Here is a 26996-nt window from a genome sequence, read left to right as displayed (position 1 = left end):
CGATTTACGCGGCCTTCTTCGCGGCCAGCTGGCGCAGCACGTACTGCAGCAGGCCGCCGTTGCGGAAGTATTCGACTTCCTTGGGCGTGAGCAGCAGTACGTCGACCTCGAAGGTCTTCTTGCCGCCGTCGGCCCGGGTGGCGGTGACGGTCGCGGTCTTGGATTCGCCGTTGCGCAGTCCGGTGATGTCGAAGCTCTCCGATCCGTCCAGGCCCAGGCTTTGCGCGTTCTCGCCGTCCCGGAAGCGGCAGGGCAGCACGCCCATGCCGACCAGGTTGGAGCGGTGGATGCGCTCGAAGCTCTCGGCGATCACGGCCTTCACGCCCAGCAGGTTGGTGCCCTTGGCCGCCCAGTCGCGCGAGGAGCCGGTGCCGTACTCCTTGCCGGCCAGCACCACCAGCGGCGTGCCGTCGGCCTTGTACTTCATGGCCGCGTCGTAGATGGCCAGCTTTTCCGGCTCGGCGCCGTCCTTGCCGCGGTACAGGGTGTTGCCGCCTTCCTCGCCGCCGAACATCAGGTTCTTGATGCGGATGTTGGCGAAGGTGCCGCGCACCATCACGTCGTCGTTGCCGCGGCGCGAGCCGTAGCTGTTGAAGTCCGCCGGCTGCACGCCGCGCTCGACCAGGAAGCGGCCCGCCGGCGAATCCTTCTTGATGTTGCCGGCCGGCGAGATGTGGTCGGTGGTGATCGAGTCGCCGAACAGGCCGAGCACGCGCGCGCCGTGGATGTCCTCGATCGAGCCGACCTGCATGGTCATGCCGTCGAAGTAGGGCGGGTTCTTGATGTAGGTGGAGGCCTCGTCCCACTGGTAGGCCTGGCCGTCCGGGGACTCGATCTGGTTCCAGCGCGTGTCGCCCTTGAAGACGTCGGCGTAGTTCTGCGCGAACAGCTCCGGGCCGACCGTGGCGGCGATGGTGTCGCCGATCTCCTTGTTGGACGGCCAGATGTCGCGCAGGTACACGTCCTGGCCGTCGCTGCCCTTGCCGATCGGTTGGGTGGTGAGGTCGATGTTGACGGTGCCGGCGATGGCGTAGGCGACCACCAGGGGCGGGGAAGCCAGGTAGTTGGCCTTCACCTCGGGATGCACGCGGCCTTCGAAGTTGCGGTTGCCCGAGAGCACCGAGGCCACCACCAGCTCGTTCTCGGCGATGCCCTTGGACACCTCGTCCGGCAGCGGGCCGGAGTTGCCGATGCAGGTGGTGCAGCCGTAGCCGACCACGTAGAAGCCGAGCTTCTCCAGGTCGTCGAGCACGTCGGCCTTCTTCAGGTAGTCGGTGACCACCAGCGAGCCCGGCCCGAGCGAGGTCTTCACCCAGGGCTTGGCCTTCAGGCCCAGCTTGACGGCGTTGCGCGCCAGCAGGCCGGCGCCGAGCATCACCGCCGGGTTGGAGGTGTTGGTGCAGGAGGTGATCGCGGCGATCACCACCGAGCCGTCGGACAGTTCGGCGTCCTGCTCGTTGATGCGGATCTTCGACACCGGCGCGGCGGCCAGATGGTCGGCCTGCGGCTGGTCGCCGCCTTCGGTATCCAGCTCCTGGACGGCGCAACCGGTCCTGGCCTTGCGGTTGGCGATCAGCGGGCCGAGGTTGTCCTTGAAGTTGCCGTGCACGTCCTCGAGCAGCACGCGGTCCTGCGGGCGCTTGGGCCCGGCCAGCGACGGCTTGACCGAGGCCATGTCCAGTTCCAGCGTGGCCGAGTACACCGCGTGCGGGGACTGCGCGTCGTGCCACAGGCCCTGGGCCTTGGCGTAGGCCTCGACCAGGGCGATCTGCTCCTCGGTGCGGCCTGACAGGCGCAGGTAGTTCAGCGACTCGGCGTCGATCGGGAAGATGCCGCAGGTCGCGCCGTACTCGGGCGCCATGTTGGCGATGGTGGCGCGGTCGGCCAGCGGCAGGTGCTGCAGGCCGTCGCCGTAGAACTCGACGAACTTGCCGACCACGCCGAGCTTGCGCAGCATCTGGGTGACGGTCAGCACCAGGTCGGTGGCGGTGGTGCCCTCGGGCAGCTTGCCGGTGAGCTTGAAGCCCACCACCTGCGGGATCAGCATCGAGGAGGGCTGGCCCAGCATCGCGGCCTCGGCCTCGATGCCGCCCACGCCCCAGCCGAGCACGCCGATGCCGTTGATCATCGTGGTGTGGCTGTCGGTGCCGAACACGGTATCGGGGAACACGAGAGTCTCGCCCTCGCCGTTATCGGTATGAACGTCGCGCTCCATCACCACACGCGCCAGGTTCTCCAGGTTCACTTGGTGCACGATGCCGGTGTTGGGCGGCACCACCTTGAAGTTCTCGAACGCCTTCTGGCCCCAGCGCAGGAAGCCGTAGCGCTCCTTGTTGCGCTCGAACTCGATCTTGCCGTTGAGGTCCAACGCGTCGGGCCGGCCGAACACGTCGACCTGCACCGAGTGGTCGATCACCAGTTCGGAGGGGATCAGCGGATTGATCTGCTCGGGCTGGCCGCCCAGCTTCACCACCGCGTCGCGCATCGCCGCCAGGTCGACCACGCAGGGCACGCCGGTGAAGTCCTGCAGCACCACGCGCGCGGGCATGAAGGCGATCTCGGTGTCCGGCTCCTTGGCCGCGTCCCACTTCGCCACCGCCTCGATGTGCTCCTTGCCCACCGTGATGCCGCCGTCCTCGTGGCGCAGCAGGTTCTCCAGCAGGATCTTCATCGAGTAGGGCAGCTTGGCGATGTCGAAGCGCTCGCCGAGCTTGGGCAGGCTGCAGTAGGTGTAGGACTTGCCGTTGACGTCCAGGCGGGTGCGGGTGGCGAAACTGTCGCTCATGGGGGACTCCTTTGGCGGGGGCGCGCGAACGCCCTGGCGATGGTGGTGATTGTCCGCTTTTGCACCGGAAAGTCCGCACGGGGAGTACGGGCTCCTGCGGGAGGACCCGCCTGCGGCGGGTTCCTGCGGAGGATCGACGCATAGTATGGCGGATTGAGTATGAAATTTGAAGTATGTATACTCCTGGCGTACCCCTGATCCGGAGAGCGCAGATCATGGAAGCCACCGTTGCCGAACGCGGCCAGATCACCCTGCCCAAGGCGGTGCGGGACGCGCTCGGCCTGACCAAGGGCACGGTGCTGAAGGTCGAGCTCGACGCCGGGCGCATTATCCTGCGCAAGGATGTCAGCGAGGCGTTGCGCAAGGTGCGCGGCAAGTTCCGCCTGGTGGACGGCCTGGCCGGCACCGACGAGGCGATGCGCGCCATCCGCGGCCGCGCCCCCGGCGATCCCCTGGAGTAGGGCGGCTTCCGCCCGACAGGCAGATGATCGCCCTGGATTCGCCCGTCCTGCTCGACGTCCTGGTCGGCGACCCGCGCTACGCGGAGGCTTCCGAGGCCTGCATCGGCGACGCCCTGGCGCGCGAGGACGTGGTGGTCTGCGAGGCGGTGGTCGCCGAGGTGCAGGCGATGCTCGACACCTCGGTCAACCTGACCGAGATCCTGACCTCGATCGGCGTGCGCTACGAGCCCACGTCGGAGGCCGCGGCGATGCGCGCCGGCCACATGAACAAGCGCTTTCGCGCGCGCGGCGGCAAGCGCGAACGGGTGGTGGCGGACTTCCTGATCGGTGCCCACGCGATGCTGCAGTGCAATGGCCTGATCACCCGCGACGACGGCTTCTACCGCGATTACTTCAAGGGCCTGAAGCTGATCGTGCCCACGCGCTGAGCGGCGCCGTCGCCTCGACGCAGATTCCCGTCCGCCGGTCCGGCGCAATCCCGCCTAGCCCAGCGATCGCTCGATCGTGGCCAGCATTTCCCGGCGGCGCAGCAGGAAGTCGAGCAGGCTTCCGCCCATCTGTCGCCACAGCACCGCCGAGCGCAGCGCCGCCAGCAGCACCGCGCGGATTTCCGAGACGATATCGCTCTGCCCGAGATAGTGCGGGTTGCCTTGCACCATCACCTTCGGGCGCAGGTGGCTGATGGTGTCCGCGTACAGCTGCCCCAGGACGGTGAGCACCTCGGGGTGCGTGCTGCCCACGCGCGCCGCCAGCGGCGCGGCGGCGAGGATGCCCTCGTGCACGCGCTCGGCCATCGCGCCGTCGCGCACGAAGCGGCGCTCGATCTGCAGCACCGCCAGCGCCAGGCGCGGCAGCGCCTCGTCCTTGTTGTCGTTGCGGAAGTACTCTTGCAGCAGGCGCAGTCCGGGACGCAGCGCGTCGGCGCTGCCGTAGACCGCTTCCGGCGAATCGGCGTCGATGCGGAAAACGCTGTCGAGCGCGGTCTCCAGGATCGAGCCTTCCGCCTGTCCGGTCTCGGCGACGCGACGGACCTGCTTGAGCGCCTGCAGCAGGCCGGCGAGGGCGAGAATGCGTTCGTGCATCATGCCGCCGCCTCCCGGTGCGGCGATTGTGAAGGTGACGGTTGCGAAGGCGGGGACAGGGGGCGCGGCTGTTCCAGGGCGGCATCGGTGGCGGCGATGACCGCGCCGCCCAGGCAGGCCTCGCCGTCGTAGAGAACGAGCGACTGGCCGGGGGTCATGGCGCGCTGCGGCCGCGCGAAGCGCGCCTGGAGCGTGCCGTCGTCGGCCACGCGCACCTCGCAGGCCTCGTCCGTCTGGCGGTAGCGGATCTGCGCGGTGCAGGCGAACGCGGCGGCGGGCGGGGCGCCGGCGATCCAGTGCGCGGCCTCGGTGCGGGCCAGGCGGGACAGCAGGTAGGGACTGTCGCTGCCCTGATCGACGAACAGCAGGTTGCGTTCCACGTCCTTGCCCACCACGTACCACGGCGCGGCGTCGAAGCCGCGCACGCCCCCCAGCTGCAGGCCCTCGCGCTGGCCGAGGGTGAAATAGAACACGCCCGGATGCGTGCCGACCTTGCGCCCGTCCGGGGTGCGCATCTCGCCGGGCCGTGCCGGCAGGTAGCGGGACAGGAACTCGCGGAAATCGCGCTCGCCGATGAAGCAGATGCCGGTGGAGTCCTTCTTGGCCGCGGTCGGCAGCCCGGCCTCGGCGGCGATGCGGCGGACCTCGGGCTTGGCCAGCTCGCCCAGCGGGAACACGGTGGCGGCGAGCTGCGCCTGCCCGAGCTGGTGCAGGAAGTAGCTCTGGTCCTTGGCGCGGTCGCGCGCGCGCAGCAGTTGCCAGCGGCCTCCGGCGCGGGCGACGCGGGCGTAGTGCCCGGTGGCGATGCGCTCGGCGCCGAGCGCATGCGCCGCGTCGAGGAAGTGCTTGAACTTGATCTCGCGGTTGCACAGCACGTCCGGGTTGGGCGTGCGGCCGGCGGCATATTCGGCGATGAAATGGGCGAACACGCCGTCCCAGTATTCGCGGGAGAAGTCGCGGAAGTGGATCGGCAGGCCGAGCCGGCCGCAGACGGCCACCGCGTCGCGGCGATCGTCTTCGGCCCGGCACTCGCCGCTGCCGTCGTCGGCCCAGTTCTGCATGAACAGGCCGGCCACGGGCTCGCCCGCGTCGCGCAGCAGCAGCGCGGCCACCGACGAGTCCACGCCGCCGGACATGCCGACCACGGTGCGGACGGGGGAGGGCGAGGCCATGCTCACGCCACCAGGTGGGTCAGCATCGACAGGGGATAGCGCTGCCCGGCGAGGTGGTCGACCACCGCCTGCCACACCAGCGGGCTGCGATGGCGCTCGCGCGCCTCCAGCAGTTCGGCCGGGGTCATCCACAGCGCGCGCACGATGCCCTCGTCGAGCGGGCGCGCGGCATCGTGCGCGACCGGCTCGGCGGCGAAGGCGAAGCGCAGGTAGTGGCGGCCGTCGTCCTCCCCGTGGCGCGGCGGCGCCTTCCACTGGTAGGCGCCGACGAACGCGGTCAGGCGCACCTCCCAGCCGGTTTCCTCGCGCGTTTCGCGCAGCGCGGCCTGTTCCAGGCTCTCGTCGGGCTCGAGATGGCCCGCGGGCTGGTTGAGCACCAGGTCGCCGTTCACGCGCTCTTCCACGCACAGCAGGCGCCCGCCGTCCACCACCAGCGTGGCGACGGTCACGTCGGGTTGCCAGAAACGGCCTTCGCGATAGCTCATGGGCCTATTGTCACATGCTCCGCGCGCAACGTCTGCCGCGCTCCGGACCGTCCCGCGTTCCGCGCCGGGGCGCGTTTTTCAAGGATGCGGCGACCTTCGTATAATTCGCGGATGGCCAAGCCCCCCGAACATGAGCACGATCACGGCATCGCCGTGGAAACCAGCAAGCCGGAGCTGGCGCGCCCGCCGCTGTATTCCGTCCTGTTGCTGAACGACGACTACACGCCGATGGATTTCGTGGTCGACGTGCTGCTGCGCTTTTTCGCCATGAACCTCGACAAGGCCACCCAGGTCATGCTGCACGTGCATACCCGGGGGCGCGGCGTTTGCGGGGTCTACACCCGCGAGGTGGCCGAATCCAAGGTGGCGCAGGTCAACGAGTATTCCCGCCTCAACCAGCACCCGCTGCTGTGCACGATGGAAAAGGCCTGAGCCGGGAAACGGGGGCGGCGCGCGCTCCGTGAATCCCCGGTATGGGATTCTGCGTCCCGCGGCATGCACGACTTGCGCAACACGGGGGTTAGGCCTACAACGGAGGCCATGGGGCGGGCATGGAAATTCCGGTCGGCGGCCCCATCTGGGTAGCAGACGTTTAGGAGGCTTCCGCCCCATGTTCTCCAAAGATCTCGAATACTCGATCGGCCAGTGCTACAAGCGCGCCCGCGAGGCGCGCGACGAATACATGACGGTCGAACACCTGCTGCTCGCATTGCTCGACAACCCCTCGGCCGAGGCCGTGCTCAAGGCCACCGGCGCCGACTTCGAACGCCTGCGCGGCGACCTCGAGCAGGCCATCGCCAGTTCCGTCTCGCGCCTGGCCGACGACGACGCCCGCGACACCCAGCCCACGCTCGGCTTCCAGCGCGTGCTGCAGCGCGCCGTGTACCACGTGCAGTCCTCCGGCAAGAAGGAGGTCACCGGCGCCAACGTGCTGGTGGCGATCTTCGGCGAGAAGGACTCGCACGCGGTCTACTACCTCAACCAGCAGGACGTGAACCGGCTGGACGTGGTCAACTACCTCTCGCACGGCATCACCAAGAGCGGCGGCGAGGAACCGCGCGAAAGCGAGGACGCCGCGCAGAAGCCCGAGGGCGGGGAAGGCGAGAGCAAGGGCGACGCCCTGGCCGAATACGCCAGCAACCTCAATGCCCTGGCGCTGGAAGGCAAGATCGATCCGCTGGTCGGCCGCGCCGAGGAAATCGAGCGCACCATCCAGGTGCTGTGCCGCCGCCGCAAGAACAATCCCCTCTACGTCGGCGAGGCCGGCGTGGGCAAGACGGCGCTCGCCGAGGGCCTGGCCAAGCGCATCGTCGACGGCGACGTGCCGGACGTGCTCGGCGACGCCACCATCTACTCGCTCGACCTGGGCGCGCTGGTGGCCGGCACCAAGTACCGCGGCGATTTCGAGAAGCGCCTGAAGGCGGTGCTGGCCGCCTTGAAGAAGATTCCGGGCGCGGTGCTGTTCATCGACGAGATCCACACCATCATCGGCGCCGGCTCGGCCAGCGGCGGCACCATGGACGCATCCAACCTGATCAAGCCGGCCCTGGCCTCGGGCGAGCTGCGCTGCATCGGCTCGACCACGTTCCAGGAGTACCGCGGCATCTTCGAGAAGGACCGCGCCCTGGCGCGGCGCTTCCAGAAGATCGACATCGTCGAGCCGACGGTGGGCGAGGCGGTGGAGATCCTGCAGGGGCTCAAGCCCAAGTACGAGGCGCACCACGGCGTCACCTACGCCGACGACGCCATCAAGGCGGCGGTCGACCTGTCGGTGAAGCACATCGGCGACCGCCTGCTGCCGGACAAGGCCATCGACGTGATCGACGAGGCCGGCGCGCGCCAGCGGCTGCTGCCGGCCGGCGCGCGCAAGACCCTGATCGACGTCGAGGAAGTGGAAACCATCGTGGCCAAGATGGCGCGCATCCCGGCCAAGCAGGTCAGCGCCTCCGACAAGGACGTGCTCGAGCACCTGGAGCGCAACCTGAAGATGGTGATCTTCGGCCAGGATCCGGCGATCGAAACGCTGACCTCGGCGATCAAGCTGGCCCGCTCGGGCCTGGGCAACCCCGACAAGCCGATCGGCAGCTTCCTGTTCGCCGGCCCCACCGGCGTGGGCAAGACCGAGGTCACCAAGCAGCTGGCGTTGCAGCTGGGCATCGAGCTGGTGCGCTTCGACATGAGCGAATACATGGAGCCGCATTCGGTCAGCCGCCTGATCGGCGCGCCTCCGGGCTATGTCGGCTTCGACCAGGGCGGCCTGCTCACCGAGAAGATCGTCAAGACGCCGCACTGCGTGCTGCTGCTGGACGAGGTGGAGAAGGCGCACCCCGACATCTTCAACATCCTGCTGCAGGTGATGGACCGCGGCATCCTCACCGACACCAACGGGCGCGAGGCGAATTTCCGCAACGTGATCCTGGTGATGACCACGAACGCGGGTGCCGCGCAGGCGGCGCGCCGTTCGATCGGCTTCACCCGCCAGGACCACAGCACCGATGCGATGGAAGTGATCCGCAAGGGCTTCTCGCCGGAATTCCGCAACCGCCTGGACACGGTGGTGCAGTTCCAGGCGCTGGGCATGGAGCACATCCTGCGCGTGGTCGACAAGTTCCTGATCGAGCTGGAGACGCAGCTGCACGAGAAGAACGTCTCGCTTTCGACCACCCCGGCCGCACGCGACTGGCTGGCCCAGCACGGGTTCGACCCGCTGATGGGCGCGCGCCCGATGGCGCGGCTGATCCAGGACAAGATCAAGCGTCCGCTCGCCGACGAACTGCTGTTCGGCAAGCTGGTGCAGGGCGGCCGCGTCGGCGTGGACGTGAAGGACGGCGAGATCGTGCTCGACGTGCAGGCCGAGCCGGAAAAGCTGCTGCCGGTCTCGGTCTGACGGCCGGCCAAAGACCGCCGTTTCGCGGTACGGCAGCCGCAAGAACGAACGCCGGCGCGGGATCCGCGCCGGCGTTGGCATGTCCGGGGAACGGCGTTGCGCTCAGCGGCGCCGACGCAGGCGCTCGTAGGTCTTCTGGTCGATGCTCTCGATCTTCATGACCTCGCAACTGCCGCGCTTGGTGGTGACCACGCTGCTCTTCGGGCACAGGCGCCCGTCCGGAGTCGAGACCTCCACGCGCGAGGCCAGCGTCAGCGCGTCGCAGCCGCCGCCGCGGAAGCCGAGCTTGTAGTAGGCGTCGTTGTCGCGCACGAGCGCGTGCTGGGTGCCGAAGGCGGATACGGCGCGCGTCTGGCCGAGGGCGACGCAGCCGCTCTCGTCGGCCGAGGCGGCAAGCGCGCTTCCGGCGCACAGGCAGAGCGAACCGGCCAGGACGATCTTCTTGATCTGGGACATATTGATCTGGAGCATGGTGGCGATCTCGGTGGGCGAGCTCGAAGCGAGCATGGGGAAAGCTACGGGCTGCGCCGGAATGCGGAATCTGCTGGAAGTCGGCGTGACGTTCGCCACCGATGACTTTCGTCCTGTGCCGATCGTCCTGTATCGATCGCCTTGTATCGATCGTCCCGCTGTTCCGCGGCGCGGAGACGTCCGTGCCGCCGCGGTCGGAAACGCGGCGCGGTCTTGACGGTTTCCCCATGCGCGCGCGGCAAAAACAAAAGGGCGGCCATTGGCCGCCCTTCTGTCGCATGGACCGCGATGCTCAGCGCATGCGGTAGGTGATCCGGCCCTTGGTCAGGTCGTAGGGCGTCATTTCCACCTTGACCTTGTCGCCGGTCAGGATGCGGATATAGTTCTTGCGCATGCGCCCGGAAATATGGGCGATGATCTCGTGGCCGTTCTCCAGCTTCACCCGGAACATGGTGTTCGGGAGCGTTTCGGAAACCGTGCCTTCAAATTCGATGACGTCGTCTTTCGCCATGCCTATCTTAGTCGTGGGTGCCCGGCGCGGAGCGCCGTAAAGAGCGCGGCATTCTGCCACGAGACGGGGCTGCCGGCAAAATTTCGTTATTCCTGCCCGGGCGGGGGAGCCCGCGGCGGGCGGTTCAGCCCAGGTCGCGGACGGCCAGGGCGCCGAAGCGCGCGGTCCAGCGGCCCGGCGGTTCCGCGGCCGCCGTGAGCGCGCGGACCCGCGCGAGGAAGGCGGCGCGCGGCCAGTCCTGCGCCCCCAGGCTGGACAGGTGCGCGCTGGCGACCTGGGCATCGATCAGCGGCCAGCCCCATTGCGCCAGGCGCCGCGCCACTCCGGCCAGGGCGAGCTTGGAGCCGCCGCTCTCGCCCGAAAACATGCTCTCGCCGAAGAACATCCGTCCCAGGGCCACGCCGTACAGGCCGCCGACCAGCCTGCCGCCGTCCGGTCCGCCTTCGCCGTAGACCTCGATGCTGTGGGCGTGGCCGCGCCGGTGCAGCTCGACGTAGGCGGCCTGCATCTCCTCGGTGATCCAGGTGCCGTCCTGGCCGCGTCGGGGCACGGCGGCGCAGGCGCGGATCACCGCCTCGAACGCGGTGTCGGCATGGACGGTCCACGGCACGCGGCGCAGGCCGCGGCGCAAGCGCGAGGACAGGCGCACGCCGTCGGTGCGAAACACCGTGCGCGGATCCGGCGACCACCACAGGATCGGCTGTCCGGCCGAGAACCAGGGGAAGACGCCGTTGGCGTAGGCATTGAGCAGGCGCGGCGGCGAGAGGTCGCCGCCGAAGGCCAGCAGGCCGTCGGGACGGCGCAGGGCGGTCCCGGCGTCCGGAAAGGGCGCCAGCGGATCCTCGCCGAGCCTGGGCAGGTGATAGCTCATGCGCCCATGCCCTCACTCCCGGCGAAACGGCGTATGCGACTGCAGCATCTTCGCATAGCCCCGCACCGAGGCCGCCTCGTCCCGGCACCAGGCCGCGAGCGCGGCGGCGAAGTCGGGATCGGCGATCCAGTGCCGGCTGCGCACCAGCGCCGGCAGGAAGCCGCGCGCGATCTTGTGCTCGCCCTGCGCGCCGGGCTCGAACACCCGCAGCCCCTCGCGCAGGCAGTATTCGATGCCCTGGTAGTAGCAGGTCTCGAAGTGCAGCCCGGGGATCTGGCGGCTGGCGCCCCAGTAGCGTCCGTAGAAGGTATCGCCGCCGCGCAGGCACAACGCCCCGGCGACGGTCTCGCCGTCCTGGTCGGCCAGGATCAGCACCAGGTCGCGCGGCATCTCCGTCGCCAGGTGGCGCAGGAACGCCAGGGTCAGCGCCGGCGCGTTGCCGTATTCGGCGAAGGTCTGCAGGTAGAAGCCGTGGATGGCCTCGAGATCGCGCGCCTGGGCCTGGTCGCCGTGCAGCGTCCGGAACGTGACGCCGGCGCGCGCCACCTTGGCGCGCTCCTGGCGGATGTTCTTGCGGTGCTTGTGGTCCATGGCCGCCAGGAAGTCGTCGAAGTCCCGCCAGCCGGCTTCGTTGCGCCAGTGGTACTGCACGTCGATGCGCGGTAGCCAGGCGTCGCCGAAGGCCGCGTCCTCATCCTCGCGATGGAAGTTCACGTGCGCCGAGGACAGCCCCCGGCTTTCGGCCATCGCGCGGATGGCTTCCAGCAGGTGCCGGCGGTCGTCGGCCTCGCGCGCCAACAGGCGCGGGCCGGTGACGGGCGAGTAGGGCACCGCGCACAGCCACTTGGGGAAATAGTCCAGGCCGTGGCGGGCGTAGGCATGCGCCCAGGCGTGGTCGAAGACGAACTCGCCGTGGGAATTGTCCTTGAGGTAGCCGGGCGCGGCCGCGACCAGCGCGCCGCCGCGCCACAGGGTCAGGTGCTGCGGCGTCCACCCCCAGTCGGGGCGCAGGCAGCCGTGGCGCTCCAGGCCGGCGAGGAAGGCGTGGCGGAGGAAGGGGTTGCCGCCTTCTTGCAGCGCATCCCAGGCGGACGCATCGATCTCCTCCAGCGAGGCGAGCATGCGGATCGTGGCGGCGGACGTCGTCACGCCTTGAGCAGGTATTTCACCCGGGTGCCGTCCAGGCTCAGGATCTTGCGCTCGGCCAATTCGCGGATGATGCGGTCCATCGCCGCTTCGTCCAGGCTCTTGCCGAACCAGTTGGCCACCATCGCGCGCAGCGTCTTCTCGGTCTGCGGCCGGCTCTTGGGCATGCCGCGCAGGTTCTCGATCACCGCGTCCACCTGCGCGTCGCCGGGCGCGCGCGTGAGCGGCTTGAGCACCGGCACCGCCTCGAGCGTGGCGGTGCGCTTGGCCGAGAATCCCTGGTCCTTGAGGTGCGCGATCAGCGGGTCGAAGCCGGTGTCCTTGGAGACGATGTGGAACGAGGCGTCGGCATCGGTCGCGGCGATCTTCCCGATGTAGTAGGCGATGTGGAAATCGAGCGCGTTGGGGCCGCTGCCGGCCATCTGCACGTATTCGGCGCGCGGGCCGAGCGCCTGCAGCGCCGTCACCAGTTCCACCGGCAGGCGAGTATTGTTCTTGCCGAGGAAGACCAGGACGCGGAACTTCTCGTCCTTGAGCAGGCCCAGGTTCCTGGGCTGCACGTTCTCGTAGTCGATGAGAACGTAATGGGTCTTAATTGCGGCCGCGGCATGGGGATCAGCCGTCCTTGTCCAGGTACTTCTCGGCGTCCAGCGCCGCCATGCAGCCGAAGCCGGCCGAGGTGATCGCCTGGCGGTAGACCTGGTCGGCGACGTCGCCGGCGGCGAACACGCCGGGCACCGAGGTCTCGGTGGCGCCGCCGCCCAGGCCCGAGCGGATTTCCAGGTAGCCGTTGTTCATCGCCAGCTGCCCCTCGAACAGCGTGGTGTTCGGGGTGTGGCCGATGGCGACGAAGAAGCCGTGCACGGTGATCTCGCGGCTGCTGTCGTCCTGCACCGACTTCAGGCGCAGCCCGGTCACGCCGGCCTCGTTGCCGAGCACCTCGTCGACGACGTGGTGCCAGACCGGTTCGATCTTGCCGGCCTGGATCTTGGCCTGCAGCTTGTCCTGCATGATCTTCTCCGCGCGCAGGGTGTCGCGGCGATGCACCAGGTAGACCTTGCGGGCGATGTTGGACAGGTACAGCGCTTCCTCCACCGCGGTGTTGCCGCCGCCCACCACGGCCACGTCCTGGTCCTTGTAGAAGAAGCCGTCGCAGGTGGCGCAGGCGGAGACGCCGCGGCCCTTGAACTTCTCCTCCGATTCCAGGCCCAGGTACTTGGCGGTGGCGCCGGTGGCGATGATCAGCGCGTCGGCGGTGTAGTCGCCGTTGTCGCCCTTCAGGCGGAACGGCCGCTGCGTCAGGTCGGCGGTATGGACGTGGTCGAAGACCACCTCGGTGTCGAAGCGCTCAGCGTGCGCCTGCATGCGCGACATCAGGTCCGGGCCCATCAGGCCGTGCGCGTCGCCCGGCCAGTTGTCCACCTCGGTGGTCGTCATCAGCTGGCCGCCCATCTGCAGGCCGGTCACGACCACGGGCTTGAGGTTGGCGCGGGCGGCGTAGACGGCGGCGGTCCAGCCGGCGGGGCCGGAACCGAGGATCAGCAGGCGGCAGTGCTTCGAGGTGGTCATGTATACTCGCGGAGTGAAATTTCAGCGTCTCGGGTCGTATAGCTTGGCGGCGCGGAAGCGCCAACTCAAGGCGGCGATGGGGGACGGCGCTGAAACGAACAGTTCGTCGCAGCGCTACGATGCGACTGCCTGGCGGGCGTCCGCGCTACCCCGTGCGGATGCCGCGCGGGGCCGTCGCGCGAAACCCGTACTCCCCCGTGCGGTGTTCCGCAGCCGAAACCCGCACGCCCGCGTGCGGGTTTTTGCCGTCTTGGCCCGGTGCGGCGGTGCCCTCCCAACCTACAGTTAGAGAACAAGCACATGCGTATCGGCGTACCCAAGGAAACCAAGACCCTCGAAGGCCGCGTGGCATTGGTGCCGGCGGCGGCGGGCGATCTCGTCAAGCGCGGCCACGAGGTCTGGCTGGAGAAGGATGCCGGCGTGAAGTCCGGTTTCAAGGACGAGCAGTACACCCGCCTGGGCGTGAAGATCGCGCCGGACGCGGCGGCCCTGTACGAGAAGGGCGAGCTGATCGTCAAGGTCAAGGAGCCGATCGAGGGCGACCTGGCGCTGCTGCGCAAGGACCACCTGCTGTTCTGCTACCTGCACCTGGCGCCGTTGCCGGAGCTGACCAGGCGCCTGCTCGACATCGGCCTGACCGGCGTGGCGTTCGAGACGGTCGAGCTCGACAACGGCGACCTGCCGCTGCTGGCGCCGATGTCGGTGATCGCCGGCAAGATCGGCGTGCAGGTCGGCACCCACCTGCTGCACCAGCCGATGGGCGGCAAGGGCAAGCTGCTCGGCGGCCTGCCGTCCACCGAGCGCGGCAAGGTGGTGGTGTTCGGCGCAGGCCAGGCCGGCGGCAATTCCGCGGCGCTGGCCGCGGCCGGCGGCTCCAACGTGGTGGTGTTCGAGAAGCGCCAGGACCGCATGGACGAGATGATGCGCCTGGGCAACAACGTCACCGCGCTGTATCCCTACGACGACGTGGTCGCGCGCGAGGTGGCCTCGGCGGACCTGGTGATCGGCGCCGTGCTGGTGACCGGCGCGGTCGCCCCGCACGTGCTCACGCGCGAGATGCTCAAGGGCATGGAGCCGGGCAGCGTGGTGGTGGACATCTCCATCGACCAGGGCGGCTGCTTCGAGACCTCGCGTCCGACCACCTGGAAGGAGCCGACCTACGTGGAGGAGGGCGTGACCCACTTCGCGGTCACCAACATGCCGGGCGCGGTGCCGCAGACCTCCTCGCAGGCGATCTGCGCGGCGATCCTGCCGTGGGTGAACAAGCTGGCCTCCGGCAAGTGGCGCGACAACCAAGCGCTGGTGCGCGGCATCAACGTCGAGGGCGGCAAGCTGGTGCACCCGGCCCTGCAGGGCATGAAGCTGTAAAGTGCCGGCAATTCCCGTCTCCGCGCCCCGGCCTGAGCCGGCGGCGCGGGGCCGGAAACGGCAAGACGTCACTTTTCTGCAAATAATCGCGTAGAATCATAATATTGCAGGGTTTTCCTAAGGTTTAATCGCACGGTGGCATCCCGCCCGCTCCCGGAACGCAGCAAACGACCGCGCGCTGCCGCGTCCCAGAAAGCCGCGCCCGAGAACGCCCCGGATCCGCGGCGCCAGCGCCTGCTGCGCGACATCGCGCTGATCCTGATCGGGCCGCTGCTGCTGTACCTGCTGGTCAGCCTGTTCACCTACTCGCCGGGCGACCCCGGCTGGTCGCACTCGGGCAGCGTGACCGCGCCGCTGCACAACCTGGGCGGGCGCGTCGGCGCCTGGCTGGCCGACGTGCTGCTGTACCTGACCGGCTACGTCGCCTTCCTGCTGCCGGTCATGCTCGGCGCCATCGCCTGGATCGCGCTGTTCGGCATGGACAAGGACGGCGACGGCAATGCCGACCTCGGTCCGGCGCTGCGCCTGATGGGCATCGTCGGCTTCCTGGTCTCGGCCACCGGACTGCTGTACCTGCGCCTGGGGCCGGCCGAGAACTTCTCCGCCGGCAGCGGCGGCATCCTCGGCCGCCTGGTCGGCAACTCGCTGTACAACGGGTTCGGCCCGATCGGCGGGAACCTCTTCCTGCTGGCGCTGCTGCTGATCTCGGTGACCCTGGCCACCGGGGTGTCCTGGTTCGCGGTGATGGATCGCATCGGCGGCTGGATCCTGAAGCTGCCGGCCCTGTTCCGCCGCGGCAGCCAGCAGGCGGCCGAATGGCAGGAGGCGCGCCAGCACCGCGAGGAGCGCCAGGAGACCCGCAAGATCGAGACCGAGCTGCGCGCCAAGCGGGCGCCGGTCAAGATCGAGCCGCCGGCGCCGGCGCAGGTGGAGAAGAGCGACCGTGCCAAGCGCGAGCAGCAGATCCCGCTGTTCCACGTCGGCGACGGCTCGGGCATCCCGCCGCTGGCCCTGCTGGACGATCCCAAGCCGCAGCCCAAGGGCTACGACGAGGACACGCTGGAGACCCTGTCGCGGCAGATCGAGTTCAAGCTCAAGGATTTCCGCATCGACGCGCAGGTGGTCGGCGCCTATCCGGGCCCGGTGATCACCCGCTTCGAGATCGAACCGGCGCCGGGCGTGAAGGTCAGCCAGATCAGCTCGCTCGACAAGGACATCGCGCGCGGCCTGTCGGTGAAGTCGGTGCGCGTGGTCGACGTGATTCCCGGCAAGTCGGTGATCGGCCTGGAAACGCCGAACACGCACCGCGAGATGATCTATCTCAGCGAGCTGCTGCGCTCCAAGGAATACGACAAGTCCGGCAGCCCGCTGACGCTGGCGCTGGGCAAGGACATCGCCGGCCGGCCGACCGTGGCCGACCTGGCGCGCATGCCGCACCTGCTGGTGGCCGGCACCACCGGTTCGGGCAAGTCCGTGGCCGTCAACGCGATGGTGCTGAGCCTGCTGTACAAGGCCGGCCCGCAGGACGTGCGCATGCTGATGATCGATCCGAAGATGCTGGAGCTCTCGGTCTACCAGGGCATCCCGCACCTGCTGGCGCCGGTGGTCACCGACATGAAGGAGGCCGCCAACGGCCTGCGCTGGTGCGTGGCGGAAATGGAGCGCCGCTACAAGCTGATGTCGGCGGTGGGCGTGCGCAACCTGGCCGGCTTCAACAAGAAGGTCAAGGACGCCCAGGACAGCGGCCAGCCGATGATGGACCCGCTGTTCAAGCCCAGCCCGGAACTGGGCGAGGCGCCGCGGCCGCTGGAGACGCTGCCCTTCATCGTCGTGTTCATCGACGAGTTCGCCGACATGATGATGATCGTCGGCAAGAAGGTGGAGGAGCTCATTGCGCGCCTGGCGCAGAAGGCGCGCGCGGCCGGCATCCACCTGATCCTGGCCACCCAGCGTCCGTCGGTCGACGTGATCACCGGCCTGATCAAGGCCAACATCCCTACGCGCATCGCCTTCCAGGTGTCGAGCAAGATCGACTCGCGCACCATCCTCGACCAGTCAGGCGCGGAAACGCTGCTCGGCCACGGCGACATGCTCTACCTGCCGCCGGGTACCGCGCTGCCCGAGCGCGTGCACGGCGCCTTCGTCAGCGACGAGGAGGTGCACCGCGTGGTCGACCACCTCAAGCAGAGCGGCAACGGCCCGGACTACATCGAGGGCGTGCTCGACGAGGTGCAGACCATGGGCGACGGCACCGTGGTCGGCGCCACCGGCCTGCCAGAATCGGGCGGCGGCTCGGGCGACGAGAGCGATCCGCTCTACGACGAGGCGGTGAAGATCGTCACCGAGACCCGGCGCGCCTCGATCTCAGGCGTGCAGCGGCGCCTGAAGATCGGCTACAACCGCGCCGCGCGCCTGGTCGAGGCGATGGAGGCGGCCGGCGTCGTCTCGCCGCCCGAGCACAACGGCGACCGCTCGGTGCTGGCGCCGCCGCCGCCGAAGTAGCGTTGCTCCTCGCCGGGCGGCGACACCGGTTACGTCGGCCGCCGTGCGCGCCGTCCGAACGGCGTGCGAAGATGCTTGCCGCCAGGAAGGCGGTCGACGATGCCCTCCGGGTGCCGGCTTTTTCATTTCCAAGGACAGAAACGCATGCACAAACTCCTACCGCCGGTCGTCTGCGCGATCGGCGCCTTTCTCGCACCCGCCGGCTGCGCCTTCGCGCAGGACCAGGCCGAGCACACGCGCCAGATCGAGGCGGTGGTCGAAGCCTTCCGCACCTCGATCATCGAAAAGGACAAGCCGAAATTCACCGCGCTGCTGTTCTCCGAGAACATTCCCTGGACCGCGGTGCTGGAGCAGGAAACGCTGGATCGCGAGCGCCGGAAGAAACCGCAGGCCAAGCGGGTCTTCGCGGACGCCAGCGAGGGGCCGATCGGCTTCATCGATTCGATCGTGCAGGAAAAGGACCGCCAGGAAGAGAAGTTCGACAACGTCCGCATCGAAACCGACGGCAGCATCGCCTCGGTCTGGTTCGACTACAGCTATCACAGCGGCGAGAAGAAGACCAACTGGGGCAAGGAGGCCTGGCAGCTGGTGCGCACCGACGACGGCTGGAAGATCAGCTCGGTGATCTGGTCGATGGCCTACTGACCGTCGAGGCGCAACCCCGTCGCGCTCGCCGCCGACTGGACGAAGAGCGAGGGCCGCCCGGGTCTGGCCCGGGCGGCCTGCCTCTGCTCCGAGGACCTGCCGCGCCGGCACGGCCGCCGGCCGCGACATGAACCACACGGACGGCCGCGGGCGCGGCGCAAGTCCGGATTCAGCTTTTCCGCCACACACTGGCGCGCAGACAACAGGAACCCGATGCCATGCCCGCATTCCGTTTCGCCGCAGCGCTCGCCGCGCTGCTCTTCGCCGCCGGCGCCTCCGCCGGCGCGCGCGACAGCCTAGCCAGCTTCACCAAGGACCTCAAGGGCCTGGACGGGCAGTTCTCGCAGCAGGTCTTCGACACCAATGGCAAGCTCAAGGAATCCTCGAGCGGGCGCGTGGCGCTGTCCGCGCCGCGCCTGTTCCGCTGGGAATACGCCAAGCCCTATGCGCAGCTGATCGTCGCCGACGGCAAGAAGGTCTGGGTCTACGACCCCGACCTGTCGCAGGTCACCGTGCGCCCGCAGGGCGCCGAGGAGCAGAACAGCCCGCTGGCCGCGCTGATCGATCCCGGCAAGCTGGAGCGCGATTTCGACGTGGCCGAGGCCGGCGCCGAAGGCGGCCTGCAATGGCTGGTGCTCACGCCCAAGCAGGACCAGGACGCCGGCTTCCAGAACGCGCGCCTGGGCTTCGGCGCCGACGGGCTGGCCAGGATGCAGGTGGTGGATTCGCTGGGCCAGCGCACCGAGATCTCCTTCAGCGGCTGGAAGAAGAATCCGGCCTTCGCCAAGGACACCTTCCGCTACGTGCCCGGCAAGGGCGTGGACGTGGTGGGCGAGGGCTGATCCGCGGCGAGTGCGCCGATGCCGTTTTCGTCGCCCAGGTCCTTCTCGTAGCGGATCGTGGTCAGCCCGCTGTTCCATTCGGTATCGGGATAGCGCGCCGCCTCGCGGTAGCCGAGCGCCTCGTAGAAGCGCTGGCTGGCCAGGTTGAAGGTGTCGGTCTCCAGGCTGGCGCGGCGCACGCCCCGATCCCGCATCTGCGCCTCGGCCGCGGCCATCAGCGCCCGGCCGAGGCCGCGCCGCTCGCAGGCGCCGAGCACGTGCAATGCCTCGATGAAGCCCGCGCGCTGGTGCACCATGCCGATCACGCGGCCATGCATCTCGGCGACCAGGAATTCACCGGAGTGGTCCTCGACGTAGCGCTCCGCGATGCGGTCGCGGAAGTAGGCCTGGATCGCCGCGGGCGTGAGCTGCGCGCGCCATGTGCGCTCAAAGGTGTCGAGGAGCAGGGCATGCAAGGCTTGCGTATCCTGCGCGCACGCGCCGCGGATCGGCGGCGGAGCATGCGGCACGGACGGCGATCGCGATCGGTTCATGGCGCCAGCTTATACCGCCGTCGGCCGCGGCCCTTGCCGGAAAAAGCCAGCCGCGCAGAAGAACGCGTCGCCGACATGGCAGGCGCCTGAACGCCTGCCATGCCGTCGTTGCGACACGGGCTTTCGGACCAAACGGGCTTTGGGACCGGCGGTCCTCAGAAATAACCGCAGGTGTCGGTGAAGTAGCCGCCGTTGGAATCGATGCCGCCGTTGGTGTCCCAGGCCAGGTTGACGCTGGCGCCGGTGCCCTTGACGGTGACGTCGGCCCTGGCCGATCCCGAGAAGCGGTGCGCGCACTTGGTTTCCGCCACCCAGCGCCCGGTGCGGCCGCTCTTGCCGTAGGTGTACTTGTTGCCGCAGTCGGTGCCGTAGCCCAGGGTGCCCGAGGCGCTCGAACTGTTGCTGTAGCCGAAGGGAGCGGGATTGCAGCTGGCATCGCAGCGGATTCCCGATTGCTGGCCGCCCAGGTTCTTGGTGACCAGGGTCATGCCGTAGACGTTCTTGTACTTCTGCGTCCAAGGCGCCCAGGTCAGCCACTTGGAGATGTAGCGCGGATCGCTGGCCAGGGCGCAGGCGGCGAGCGTCGCCGTCGCCCTGCCGTCGAGCGGGCGCACCGGCTGCGGACGCAGTTCGTAGCGCACGGTCGGCGCGTAGCCGGCGGCCGCCGCCTGCCTGCGGTTCTGCACGATCGAATCCAGGAACACGATGCTCGGATCGAACACCACGCAATGGGCCTGCTCCTGCCAGCACATTTCCAGCGCCTCGTGCACGCGCGCGCGTCCGCCGACCGAGGCGGTGACCGCCAGACGGCGGTAGCTGCCCATGGCCACCGGCAATCCGACTTCGTCGAAGCCTTCCACCCCGCCGTCGAGATCGCTGCGGTCGAACTGCCCGAGGTCCTCGTTGAACCTGCCGTTGCGCAGCTTGAAGCGGTCCTCGCTGGCCTCGATGTGATAGCGCGGCATGCCCACGATCTCGCCGAACGAACGGCCCTCCAGTTCCTTCAGGTTCCCGGACGCGAGCGTCTTCACCTCGAAACGCATGTCGCGGTCGCTGGCGGCCGAGTATTCGGCGTAGACGCCTTCCGCATATCCCTTCGTCACCGACGGCTGCGCGGCCTGCGCGTTCGCGGAAAACGCCAGCGACAGGCCCATGGCGACGGCCGATACCATCACGGTCTTTTTCATGACTACCCCCGGAATGCTGCGTTTGCAGCGTGGTCGTGGCGACCGGACGGCACCTTGGCGGCCCCCCCGGCCGAGCATGCTCCCTGCAGTCCCTGCCACCGGCGCCGCCGATGACGATCCCGGTCCCGCGCCTGCCGCCCGCCCCCGCGGGGCAACGCGACGCAGGCGCTGCGACGGCAGCGCCGGATCATCGTCCGCACCCGCCCCATTGCAGCGGGATTACACTAGTGGCCTGCGTGCAACGTGTGGCGCCGTGCAAATGGCGCCGTGCAAACCGTGGCGGCGTGCAACGACCGATGAAGGAACCAAGCACAAGCCGCCGGTCACACCGCGAATGCTAACCACGACAGGAATCACAGCCGCGTGACGAAACGTAAGGCCCGGCCGGCCGACGATGCCGGCGACCTCTTGACGGTGGACCGCGAGGCGCTGCGCCCGCTGGCCGAGCGCATGCGCCCGCGCACGCTCGACGACATGGTCGGGCAGCGCCGCCTGCTCGCGCCCGGCACGGCGCTGCGCAAGTCGATCGAGGCCGGGCACGTGCATTCGATGGTGCTGTGGGGGCCGCCCGGCTGCGGCAAGACCACGCTGGCGCTGCTGCTGGCCAAGTACGCCGACGCGCATTTCCACGCCATCTCGGCGGTGCTCTCCGGCCTGCCGGAGGTGCGCCAGGTACTGGCCGAGGCCGCGCACCGTTTCGCCGAGGGACGGCGCACCGTGCTGTTCGTGGACGAGGTGCATCGCTTCAACAAGGCGCAGCAGGACGCGTTCCTGCCGCACATCGAGCGCGGCACCATCCTGTTCGTCGGCGCCACCACCGAGAACCCGTCCTTCGAGCTCAATTCGGCGCTGCTCTCGCGCTGCCGCGTGCACGTGATGGAGGCGGTCTCGGCCGAGGACATCGCGCGCGCGCTGCGCCACGCGCTCGAGGACGCCGAACGCGGCCTCGGCGGGCGCGGCCTGGTCATCGGCGAGGCGCAGCTGAAACTGATCGCCACCGCCGCCGACGGCGACGTGCGCCGCGGCCTGACCCTGCTGGAGATCGCCGCCGAGCTCGCCGACGGGAACGGGGGCGGCGAGGGCGGCGCGGACGCGACCGGCGCCATCACCGACTCCATCCTCGAGCAGGTGCTGGCCGACCGCACGCGCCGCTTCGACAAGGGCGGCGAGCAGTTCTACGACCAGATCTCGGCGCTGCACAAGTCCGTGCGCAGCTCCAACCCCGACGCGGCGCTGTACTGGCTCGCGCGCATGCTCGACGGCGGCTGCGATCCCGGCTACCTGGCGCGGCGCCTGACGCGCATGGCGGTGGAGGACGTCGGCCTGGCCGATCCGCGCGCGTTGGCGATGGCCATCGAGGCCTGGGACACCTACGACCGCCTGGGCAGCCCGGAAGGCGAGCTGGCGCTGGCGCAGCTGGCGATCTACCTGGCCAGCACCGCCAAGTCCAATGCCGCGTATGCCGCCTTCAACGCCGCCAGGCGCGACGTGGCCGAGTACGGCACGCAGGACGTGCCCCTGCACCTGCGCAACGCGCCGACCAAGCTGATGAAGGCGCTCGGCTACTCGAAGGGCTACCAGTACGACCACGACGCCGAGGACGGCATCGCGCTCGACCAGACCGGGTTCCCGGACGCGATGGGCGAGCGCGTGTACTACGCGCCGGTCGCGCGCGGTCTGGAGATCAAGCTCAAGGAGAAGCTCGACGCGCTGCGCCAGGCGCGCGAGCGGGCGCGCGGCGAAGGTGAGTCCTGACGGAAGGCGCGATCCGAAAAAAACGCGCCCCGAAGACCGGGGCGCGTGTCATCGCAAATCGTGCGGGACGGGGCGCCCGCGGCGCTTTCAGCGGGCGATTCCGCCGCCGTCCATCGGCAGCGGATCCAATCCGTGCGGCAGCGGCCAGGGCCGGCCATGGCCGAACACCTGCACGCCGGTTTCCCCGCCCAGCACCCACAGGCGGCCATAGGGATCGGCGAACAGCCGCTGCGGTACCTGGTGCCCGACATTGGTGGTCTTGCGCAGCTTCGGCCGCGCCGGGTCGGAGACGTCGAACTCGTGCAGGCCTTCGGTGTCGGCGAACCAGGCGCGGTCGCCGCGCTGCGCCACCTTGTTGTAGTCCGAGCCGCCGCTGGAGGCGTAGCTGCCCACCAGCACCGGCGATTCGGGTTTGGAGACGTCGATGATCTGCATGCCGCTCTCGCAGGCCAGATAGGCCAGCGAGACGTCGCTGTCGATGCTCAGATCGAAGGCCGAGCCGCAGCCCTGGTCGAAGCGGCGCACCAGCACCGGATCGGCCGGATTGCGCAGGCTGTACACGCGCAGGCCGCCGGTGTCCGCGGCGCCCATCTCCCGGCCTTCGGCGATGTAGAGGTAGCCCTTGTCGGCCTTGACCCGGTAAGGCTGCGAGGCCAGGCCGTCGGCCCACACCAGTTCCGCCGTCTCCGGCTTGGACACGTCGGCCACGCCGAGCAGGCCGCCGTTGGTCCACTTGGCGACGTAGGCGTACTTGCCCTGGACGTCGAAGGTGGCGGCGAAGGGGAAGGACAGCCGGCCGCTCTCGCGCGGGCGCCTGGGATTGGACAGGTCGTACATCAGCAGCCCGTAGCCCCAGGCCGCGAGGTAGGCGCGGTCGCCGACCACCTGCGTCTGCTCGAAGCTGCGCGACTGCAGGTACGGCGGCAGGTCGGCCTCCACGCGCACCAGCGGCGTCAGCTCGCGCGGATCGTTGAGGGTGAAGCCGTAGTTGGGCTGCAGCAGCAGCGGCGCTCCGCGCCACAGGGCGATGTCGCGGGCGCCGACGCCGCCGGGCAGCCAGGAGGTGGCGACGCGGCGCGGCTTGGCCGGCGTGCGCGCGTCCAGCGAATGCACCAGGTCGGTGTCGGTCTGCAGCAGGACGGTGTCGCCCAGCGCCAGCGCGTGGTGGCCGCCCAGGGAGGAGACGTCGAGATGGCCGACCGCGCGCGGCGCATCGGCGTTGCCGATGTTCCACACGTCCAGGCCGTCGCTGTAGCCGAAGCTGTAGAAATACGCGCCCAGGCGCAGCCCGTAGGTGGCCGGCGCGATGTCGAGGAAGCCGCGGCGCACCATCTGCTGCGGGTTGCTGAGGTCGAACAGGCTGAGCTGGTTGCCCACGCCCACCGCGCCGCCTTTCTCCGGCGTCAGGCTGAAGCTGTCCAGTCCGTCGACCAGGTGGCTGGCGATCTTGGCCGGCGCGCGCGGGTTGCTCACGTCGTAGAGGTCGAGCACGGTGCCGCCGAGCCAGCTGCGGCCGGTGGCGTAGACCGTATTGCCGTAGGCGACCAGCTTGTTGTACTGCACGGGCACGCCGATCCCGGCCGGCGAGAACGCCGGCTTGCGCGGGTTGGACAGGTCGCCGACGAACACGCCCTGGTTGTTGTCGAACAGGAACAGGTGGCCGTTGGCGGCGACCACGCCGATGGCGAACTGGTCCCCGTCCGGCGAATAGGGCAGGTCGGCCACCAGCCTGGGCCTGGCCGGATTGACCAGCGAGTAGACGGTCACGCCGCCGGTGCCGTCGTGGCCGCGCCAGGTGGCGTAGAGATAGTCGCCGTTGCGGGTGAGCGCGTTGATCGCGCCCTCGGCCGGCGAGGTGACGCCCAGGCGCAACGGGCGCTCGGGGCGTCGGTAGTCCCAGGTCGCCAGCACGCGACCGGTGGCGATGTAGACGAAGCGCCCGTTGGCGATCGGCGCGGCGCGCACCGCGCCGCCGCGGATCAGCGACAGTTCGAGCGGCCGGCTGCTGGCCGAGGCCTGCGCGGCGGGGGCCGTGGCGGCGGAGGCCGGAGCGGCAGCGGCGAGGACGGACAGCAGGGCGGCGGCTAGCAGCTTGTGGGTCATGGGTCTCGCACTCCTGGAGGGGATGTCGGTGACCGGACCCTGCCGCCGCGCCGCGCCGGCGGCATTCCAAGCGCTTGACGATCGCGTGACAAGGCCGTGCCCATCGACGGTTTATTGCGACCGGTCACGATTTTCGGCGCGCGCGGCGGCGTCCGGATCGAGCTCGGCGGGGATGCGGCGCTCGCCCGCCAGGGCCGCGGCGTGCGCGAAGGCGGTGCGCCATTGCCCGCGCTGCCCGTCGCCGCGCGCCAGCCGCAACTGCAGCAGCGCCATGTCGAAGTCGTATTCGGCCCAAGGCGCGACCCGGCCGATCAGCGCGGCGGCCTCGTCGCGGCGGTCGCGACGCAGCAGCCAGAGCGCGTAGGGCTCGACCACGGCGGCGATCTCCTGGGGGATGCCGCGCTGTTCGGCCAGGGCGAGCGCGGCGCGGTAGCCGTCCTCGGCGGCGGTGTCGCCGGGCGCCCGGGGTTCCACGGCGGCCTGCTCCAGGGCGCCGAGCAGGCGGCCGGGCAGGGACGCATCCTGGCTGGCCACCGCGCCCGGCGCCGTGTCCAGGTCCGCCTCCTGCGCCGCCTGCTGCCGGCGCAGCCGCATCCAGCCGCGCAGGCGCGGGTTCTGCTGCCGCGGCCAGTCGCGCAGGCTGCGGTCGGCCAGCGCGACCGCCTGGCGCAGCGCGCCGCCGCGCAGGGCCAGTTCCACGCGCAGGTAGTCCAGGCGTCCGTGGTCGGCGGCCGCCAGGTGGGCCGCCTCGGGCATCTCCAGCAGCCGCGCCGCCTCGCGCAGGCCGCCGGCGGCGATCAGCGCCTCGGCGCGGACCAGGATCAGGTCGGCGCGCTGCATCGGGTCGCGGACGCGCTCCAGCATCGCCCAGGCGCGCTCGCTCTCGGCCAGCGCGGCGTCCGGTCGCAGCAGCTGCAGGTGCGCGGCGATCAGCATCCGCCGCAGCGTGGCCAGTTCGTTCACCGCGCCCATCGAACGGAAATCCTCGACCGCCTTGCGCAGATAGGGCAGGGCCTGGGCGGGGCGTTCGCGATCGATCTCCAGGATGCCGAGGTTCGCATCCACCCGCGCCACCGCCAGCGCGTCGCCGGCCGCGGCCATCTGCACGCGGGCATTGCCGTAGTCGGCCAGCGCGCGGTCGAAGCGGCGCAGCGTCGAATGCACCACCGCGCGTCCGCTCAGCGCCTGGCCCAGCTCGGCGGGATGGCGGCCGCCGTCGCCGGCCAGCGCCACCACCGCGTCGTAGTCGCGCTCGGCGGCGTCGTAGCGCTCCAGCCGGATCAGCATCGCGCCGCGCGCGTTGAGCACGCGCATCCGGAACACCGGGTCGCGGCGCACTTCCTCGCTGGCCAGCAGGCCGTCGAGCGTCTCCAGGCCGCGCGCGTACTCGCCGGCACGGAAATCCACGCGCGCCAGCTGGTAGCGCAGCAGCGGCTGGGCGCGCTGCAGTTCCGGCGCTTCGGCCAGGATGCGGCGCGCGGTCTCGATCTCGTTGGCCAGCATCGCCGCGCGGGCGCGCTGCAGGCGTTCGGCCAGGCCCGGCTGCCCGGTCTCGCCGGCAGGCAGGCGCCCGCCCAGCGCCGCCTGCAGGCGGTCGGCGGCCAGCCGCGCGGCCTCGAGCAGGTCCGCGTGACGCGCCTGGCCGCGCTGCTCCATGCCGCCGGCGTCGCTGGCCACCAGGGTGACCCGCCAGCCGTCGGACAGGCGCTCGGCGCGGCTGCTGACGATCCAGTCCGCGCGCGAGGCGCGGCGCAGCAGCTGCGGATCGTCCGCACCGTGTTCGCGCAGCACGCCGAGCACCGCCTCGCTGGGCAGCACCCGCAGCCCGGCGCGGTGCAGGCGGTCGCCGACGAAATCCATCAGGCCCAGGCGCGCCCAGCTGGCGTTCTCGCGGTCCTCGATCTCGCTGGGCAGCACCATCAGCGCGCGGCCGGCGGGCGGAAGCGCCGCGGCCGGTGCCGGCTGCGTGCGCGACGAGTCCAGGCGCGCGATGCCCCAGGCCGCCAGGACCAGCAGCAGGGCCGCGATGGCGAGCCAGCGCCAGCGATGTCGGGCGCGCGCCGGTGACGGAGGCGCCGGCGCCACGCGCGCGCCGTCGGCCTGCGCGAACGTCGGCACGGATGCGGATGTCGATGTCGGCGCCGGGACGGCGGCGGGCACGACCCGCGCAGGCTCTGCGTCCGTTTCGACGGACGTTTCCTCCATCCAGCGGAAGCCGTAGCGCGGCACGGTGCGGATCGAGCGCTGCTCGTGGCCGTCGTCGCCGACCGCGCGCCGGGCGCGCACCACGATCTGCGCCAGTTGCGCGTCGGACACGTCGGCGCGGCCGAACACGGCCTGCACCAGTTCGTCGCGGCTGACGGCGCGGTCGCGATGCTCGATCAGGAAACACAGGCACTCGAACACCCGTGCCGGGAGGAGCACCGGAACCTCGGCGCGGCGCAGCTCGCGCTTGCCCAGGTCGAGCGAATGATCGCCGAAGCGATAACGGAGAATCGTCATGGAAGCGGGGGAGGCTCTTCCGTTCTCGGAAGCCCGCGACGGCGCCGCGGATTTCGCGAAGGGGGGCGCAATGATCGCGCATCGGCGACGGCGATGACGAGCGCCGCGCGGCACGTGAG

Annotated in this window: 23 protein-coding genes; 9 read left to right on the top strand and 14 right to left on the bottom strand. The window is 69.8% G+C overall.

Going from position 1 to position 26996, the window contains the following annotated elements; genetic code table 11:
• Positions 1 to 4: 4 nt before the first annotated feature.
• Entirely contained in the window at positions 5 to 2785 is a 2781-nt protein-coding gene (gene acnA / locus MD221_RS02645) for an aconitate hydratase AcnA (protein WP_242107616.1), read from the bottom strand.
• A 215-nt stretch (positions 2786 to 3000) separates the two neighbouring features.
• Between acnA and MD221_RS02640 the strand changes: the two genes are divergently transcribed.
• Both MD221_RS02640 and MD221_RS02635 read left to right on the top strand, forming a co-directional pair.
• Positions 3001 to 3246 (top strand): AbrB/MazE/SpoVT family DNA-binding domain-containing protein, encoded by a 246-nt coding sequence (locus MD221_RS02640; RefSeq protein ID WP_242107615.1) that lies wholly within the window; start codon positions 3001 to 3003, stop codon positions 3244 to 3246.
• A 23-nt stretch (positions 3247 to 3269) separates the two neighbouring features.
• Positions 3270 to 3674, top strand: a complete 405-nt coding sequence (locus tag MD221_RS02635) for a type II toxin-antitoxin system VapC family toxin (RefSeq protein WP_242107614.1) — start codon at positions 3270 to 3272, stop codon at positions 3672 to 3674.
• A 54-nt stretch (positions 3675 to 3728) separates the two neighbouring features.
• On the opposite strand, the gene hflD is transcribed toward MD221_RS02635, so the two are convergent.
• The 3 genes from hflD to MD221_RS02620 are packed head-to-tail and all read right to left on the bottom strand — an operon-like array spanning position 3729 to position 5985.
• The gene (hflD, locus tag MD221_RS02630; protein ID WP_242108568.1) at positions 3729 to 4328 is read right to left on the bottom strand and encodes a high frequency lysogenization protein HflD; all 600 of its coding nucleotides are present in this window, start codon (positions 4326 to 4328) and stop codon (positions 3729 to 3731) included.
• Positions 4328 to 5500, bottom strand: a complete 1173-nt coding sequence (mnmA, locus tag MD221_RS02625; protein ID WP_242107612.1) for a tRNA 2-thiouridine(34) synthase MnmA — start codon at positions 5498 to 5500, stop codon at positions 4328 to 4330. The genes hflD and mnmA overlap by 1 nt, the downstream gene beginning before the upstream one ends.
• 2 nt (positions 5501 to 5502) lie before the next feature.
• On the bottom strand, positions 5503 to 5985 hold the full coding sequence (locus MD221_RS02620; RefSeq protein ID WP_242107610.1) for an NUDIX hydrolase: 483 nt from the start codon (positions 5983 to 5985) through the stop codon (positions 5503 to 5505).
• A gap of 111 nt (positions 5986 to 6096) precedes the next feature.
• Between MD221_RS02620 and clpS the strand changes: the two genes are divergently transcribed.
• Positions 6097 to 6417 (top strand): ATP-dependent Clp protease adapter ClpS, encoded by a 321-nt coding sequence (gene clpS, locus MD221_RS02615; protein ID WP_242107608.1) that lies wholly within the window; start codon positions 6097 to 6099, stop codon positions 6415 to 6417.
• 178 nt (positions 6418 to 6595) lie between these two features.
• Positions 6596 to 8872: an ATP-dependent Clp protease ATP-binding subunit ClpA gene (clpA, locus tag MD221_RS02610; protein WP_242107605.1), complete on the top strand. Its 2277-nt coding sequence runs from the start codon at positions 6596 to 6598 to the stop codon at positions 8870 to 8872.
• Positions 8873 to 8974: 102 nt separating this feature from the next.
• Here clpA and MD221_RS02605 read toward each other — a convergent pair whose 3' ends face one another.
• The 6 genes from MD221_RS02605 to trxB all read right to left on the bottom strand — a co-directional run bounded on the left by MD221_RS02605 (position 8975) and on the right by trxB (position 13440).
• Positions 8975 to 9379: a hypothetical protein gene (locus MD221_RS02605; protein ID WP_242107603.1), complete on the bottom strand. Its 405-nt coding sequence runs from the start codon at positions 9377 to 9379 to the stop codon at positions 8975 to 8977.
• Between the two features lie 256 nt (positions 9380 to 9635).
• Positions 9636 to 9854 (bottom strand): translation initiation factor IF-1, encoded by a 219-nt coding sequence (gene infA, locus MD221_RS02600; RefSeq protein ID WP_242107601.1) that lies wholly within the window; start codon positions 9852 to 9854, stop codon positions 9636 to 9638.
• A 124-nt stretch (positions 9855 to 9978) separates the two neighbouring features.
• Positions 9979 to 10725: a leucyl/phenylalanyl-tRNA--protein transferase gene (aat, locus tag MD221_RS02595; protein ID WP_242107599.1), complete on the bottom strand. Its 747-nt coding sequence runs from the start codon at positions 10723 to 10725 to the stop codon at positions 9979 to 9981.
• A gap of 12 nt (positions 10726 to 10737) precedes the next feature.
• The gene (locus tag MD221_RS02590) at positions 10738 to 11847 is read right to left on the bottom strand and encodes a GNAT family N-acetyltransferase (RefSeq protein WP_242108567.1); all 1110 of its coding nucleotides are present in this window, start codon (positions 11845 to 11847) and stop codon (positions 10738 to 10740) included.
• Positions 11848 to 11870: 23 nt separating this feature from the next.
• A complete protein-coding gene (locus MD221_RS02585; protein ID WP_277928878.1) occupies positions 11871 to 12446 on the bottom strand; it encodes a PIN domain-containing protein in 576 nt (191 codons plus the stop codon).
• A gap of 40 nt (positions 12447 to 12486) precedes the next feature.
• On the bottom strand, positions 12487 to 13440 hold the full coding sequence (trxB, locus tag MD221_RS02580) for a thioredoxin-disulfide reductase (protein WP_242107595.1): 954 nt from the start codon (positions 13438 to 13440) through the stop codon (positions 12487 to 12489).
• A gap of 300 nt (positions 13441 to 13740) precedes the next feature.
• Between trxB and MD221_RS02575 the strand changes: the two genes are divergently transcribed.
• The 4 genes from MD221_RS02575 (at position 13741) to lolA (ending at position 18797) form a co-directional block, all read left to right on the top strand.
• Positions 13741 to 14808, top strand: a complete 1068-nt coding sequence (locus tag MD221_RS02575; protein WP_242107593.1) for an alanine dehydrogenase — start codon at positions 13741 to 13743, stop codon at positions 14806 to 14808.
• A gap of 135 nt (positions 14809 to 14943) precedes the next feature.
• The gene (locus MD221_RS02570; RefSeq protein WP_242107592.1) at positions 14944 to 17310 is read left to right on the top strand and encodes a DNA translocase FtsK; all 2367 of its coding nucleotides are present in this window, start codon (positions 14944 to 14946) and stop codon (positions 17308 to 17310) included.
• Positions 17311 to 17454: 144 nt separating this feature from the next.
• Entirely contained in the window at positions 17455 to 17955 is a 501-nt protein-coding gene (locus MD221_RS02565; protein WP_242107591.1) for a nuclear transport factor 2 family protein, read from the top strand.
• 218 nt (positions 17956 to 18173) lie between these two features.
• Positions 18174 to 18797 carry an outer membrane lipoprotein periplasmic chaperone LolA gene (gene lolA / locus MD221_RS02560; protein ID WP_242107590.1) on the top strand — a complete coding sequence of 208 codons (624 nt, stop codon included), beginning with the start codon at positions 18174 to 18176 and terminating at the stop codon, positions 18795 to 18797.
• On the opposite strand, the gene MD221_RS02555 is transcribed toward lolA, so the two are convergent.
• Both MD221_RS02555 and MD221_RS02550 read right to left on the bottom strand, forming a co-directional pair.
• The gene (locus tag MD221_RS02555) at positions 18755 to 19330 is read right to left on the bottom strand and encodes a GNAT family N-acetyltransferase (RefSeq protein WP_277928873.1); all 576 of its coding nucleotides are present in this window, start codon (positions 19328 to 19330) and stop codon (positions 18755 to 18757) included. The genes lolA and MD221_RS02555 overlap by 43 nt on opposite strands.
• A 155-nt stretch (positions 19331 to 19485) precedes the next feature.
• Complete coding sequence (locus MD221_RS02550) at positions 19486 to 20517, bottom strand: hypothetical protein (protein WP_242107588.1); 1032 nt, start codon at positions 20515 to 20517, stop codon at positions 19486 to 19488.
• Positions 20518 to 20880: 363 nt separating this feature from the next.
• Here MD221_RS02550 and MD221_RS02545 point away from each other — a divergent pair, with 363 nt between their 5' ends.
• Positions 20881 to 22272, top strand: a complete 1392-nt coding sequence (locus MD221_RS02545) for a replication-associated recombination protein A (RefSeq protein ID WP_277928872.1) — start codon at positions 20881 to 20883, stop codon at positions 22270 to 22272.
• Positions 22273 to 22359: 87 nt separating this feature from the next.
• Here MD221_RS02545 and MD221_RS02540 read toward each other — a convergent pair whose 3' ends face one another.
• Both MD221_RS02540 and MD221_RS02535 read right to left on the bottom strand, forming a co-directional pair.
• Positions 22360 to 24375, bottom strand: a complete 2016-nt coding sequence (locus MD221_RS02540; protein ID WP_242107587.1) for an LVIVD repeat-containing protein — start codon at positions 24373 to 24375, stop codon at positions 22360 to 22362.
• Positions 24376 to 24486: 111 nt separating this feature from the next.
• The gene (locus tag MD221_RS02535; RefSeq protein ID WP_242107586.1) at positions 24487 to 26877 is read right to left on the bottom strand and encodes a winged helix-turn-helix domain-containing protein; all 2391 of its coding nucleotides are present in this window, start codon (positions 26875 to 26877) and stop codon (positions 24487 to 24489) included.
• Between the last annotated feature and the right edge of the window lie 119 nt (positions 26878 to 26996).

Origin of the sequence: Luteimonas aquatica, from assembly GCF_022662575.1 — a bacterium.
GTDB classification, from domain to species: domain Bacteria; phylum Pseudomonadota; class Gammaproteobacteria; order Xanthomonadales; family Xanthomonadaceae; genus Luteimonas; species Luteimonas aquatica.
This window is presented reverse-complemented; position numbering and strand designations above follow the sequence as displayed.